This is a genomic window from Lactobacillus sp. UMNPBX19, assembly GCF_002553805.1.
Classification (GTDB): domain Bacteria; phylum Bacillota; class Bacilli; order Lactobacillales; family Lactobacillaceae; genus Lactobacillus.
The window spans coordinates 1-2,912 of the sequence record NZ_PCYR01000054.1; the positions used below are offsets into that span (position 1 = coordinate 1).

The following is a 2,912-nucleotide window of genomic DNA, read 5'->3' on the forward strand; positions in this document are numbered from 1 at the left end:
CTCCATTAAATTGATGAGATTAGAATACCTGAAAAATGAAGGCTAAAACAGATACTCGGTTATATGACGCTTACGTTAGCTTCAACAATATCGTTATTATGATTCATAAAAAATATCCTCCTTCACTGGTAATTCCAGCATAGGAGGATTCAATTACAAATTCTAGACGTGTGGATACCGACTGCTTACCTTATTATGCAAGCTGAAAACCAAATAAGACCCAAGGACCTGCTCATGCAAGTCCTTGGGCCTTATTTATGTTATGAATTTGCTACGACGGTTTGAGTAGTTGCTTAATCCCGCTTTTTACGGAATCCGGCACTGCCCAACAAAATAGCTAAGCCTGCAATGGCTAAGCCAACCAAGCCTGCACCACGTTGTATTTCGTTACCAGTTTGTGGTAATTTATCTTTTTCATTACCAGACTGTTGAGTAGAACTATGCTTTGTAACGTCACTGGAGTTATCACTTTGAATATGACCAGCTTGGTTACCGTTCCCTTCATTAGTTGCAGAATTATCTTGGTCATCGACTGAATTACTCTTAACAGTAATTCCGTTAATAGCTGCAATTCCATTGTTCTTAGCAGTTTGAACGTCTTCATCAGTGGAAGCACTCCGAACGTTTTCCTTAGCCTGGTTAGCTGCGTTCTGAGCTTGATCAATAAGGCTTTGTTTTTGGTCATCAGTTAAGTTAGCATTGTTGATTTCTTCAATCTTTTTAGCTAAAGCATCATCAATTGCCTTGTTGGTATCATCTTTAGTTGCGGAAGTAGCAGGAACATTAATGTTGTTAATCGTTTCAACACCATTATTCTTGGCAGCTTCAACAACCGCATTAGTAGTAGCGGCATCAATAGCGTCCTTTGCAGCGTCAGCTTCTTGATCTACCAAGTTGTTTAAAAGCTTGGCTTCTTCAGAAGTTAATGGCGCCTTCGCAATTTTGCTCTTCTTAGCGGCAACTGCTGCATCAATTGCAGCCTTTGCACTTACCTTGTCGATTGCGAGCTTACCTGCATCCGTTGCATCTGCAATACCTTTGTTATCAGAAGCATTCTTGATGTTTTCTTTAGCATCATCAACAGCTTGGTCAATTTGATCCTTTGCTGTTTTCTTTTGATCATCAGTTAAACCTGAAGTTTTATCGATAGCCTGCTTAACAGCAGCAGCTGTGTTATCGAGATCACTATTAGCGTCATTCTTGGTCTTAGAAGATGTTGGAATTTCAACTGCTTTAATAGCCTTTTTACCATTGGTCTGCGCTGTAGTAACATCAGCGTCTTTAGTGGCAGCATCAATATTGTCCTTAGCTATTTTAACTTCACCAGCAACTTTCTTCTTCAAAGCATCCTTTTCTTCAGTAGTTAAGTTTGAAGCATCGATTGCATTGTCCTTAGTCTTAGCAGCTTTATCAATGGCATCCTTAGCGTTCTTCTTAACATCTGAAACTGTAGGAATTGTCATGTTCTTAATAGCTTGAACACCATTTTCCTTAGCAGTGTTTACTGCATCGTTAGTTGTTGCTTTATTAATGTTAGCAATTGCGTCATCAGCAAGCTTTTGTGCTTTGTTAATTACTGCGGTTTTTTCTTCATCAGTTAAGTTAGTACCGTTAAGTTTAGCCTTCTTATCTGTTAATGCAGCATTGATTGCTTTAATGGCATCAGTCTTAGAAACTGAAGCAGGGATTTCAACAGCATTAATAGCTTTTTCACCATTAGTTTGCGCTGTCTTAACATCAGCGTCTTTAGTGGCAGCATCAATATTGCCCTTAGCTGTTTGAACTTCACCAGCAACTTTCTTCTTCAAATCAGCCTTTTCTTCAGCAGTTAAGTCTGAAGCATCGATTGCATCGTCCTTAGTCTTAGCAGCTTGATCGATGGCATCCTTAGCAGCATCTTTAGTTGCAGAAGTAGTTGGAACATTAATGTCGTTAATCTTTCCAACACCAGTGTTCTTAGCTGATTCAACATCAGTGTCTTTAGTGGCAGCATCAATATTGCCCTTAGCTGTTTGAACTTCACCAGCAACTTTCTTCTTCAAATCAGCCTTTTCTTCAGCAGTTAAGTCTGAAGCATCGATTGCATCGTCCTTAGTCTTAGCAGCTTGATCGATGGCATCCTTAGCAGCATCTTTAGTTGCAGAAGTAGTTGGAACATTAATGTCGTTAATCTTTCCAACACCAGTGTTCTTAGCTGATTCAACATCAGTGTCTTTAGTGGCAGCATCAATATTGCCCTTAGCTGTTTGAACTTCACCAGCAACTTTCTTCTTCAAATCAGCCTTTTCTTCAGCAGTTAAGTCTGAAGCATCGATTGCATCGTCCTTAGTCTTAGCAGCTTGAGCAATGGCATCCTTAGCAGCATCTTTAGTTGCAGAAGTAGTAGGAACATTAATGTTGTTAATGTTATCAACACCATTCTTCTTAGCTGATGCAACATCACCGACAGTTTTTGCATTGCTAATGGCAGTCTTGGCACTATCTGCTTCTGTCTTAGCTTGGTCCTTCACAGCTTGCTTTTCTTCAGTAGTCAGGTTAGGAGCATCATCAATTGAATTATTCTTTTCAGCCAGTGCTCCATCAATTGCGGCATTGGCATCATCCTTGTTGATTGCTACAGTTCCGTTGTTGACTGCATCAGTAACAGCTTGATTAGAATCAGCCTTACCAATAGCTTCCTTAGCGGCCTGAGCATCGGCATCAACTTGGCCCTGAGCAGCTTGTTTCTCACTTTCAGTAATACCGTTAGTATTCTCAATTGCCTGCTTTGCGGCTTTTGCTACGTCATCAATATTTTGGTCAGCTTGATCCTTAGCCTTCGCTAAATTGCTATTGCCATTCAAACCGCTTTGAGCATCTTGCAAGTGTTTTGTAGCTGTTGCTACTGCACTTGGATCATTGCTGTTCTTGGC

1 protein-coding gene is annotated in these 2,912 nt (G+C 40.2%); it reads right to left on the bottom strand.

What is annotated here, in order from left to right:
• Positions 1–293 precede the first annotated feature (293 nt).
• A partial coding sequence (locus CP370_RS08940; RefSeq protein ID WP_143467874.1) for a DUF1542 domain-containing protein occupies positions 294–2,912 on the bottom strand: 2,619 nt, incomplete at its 5' end.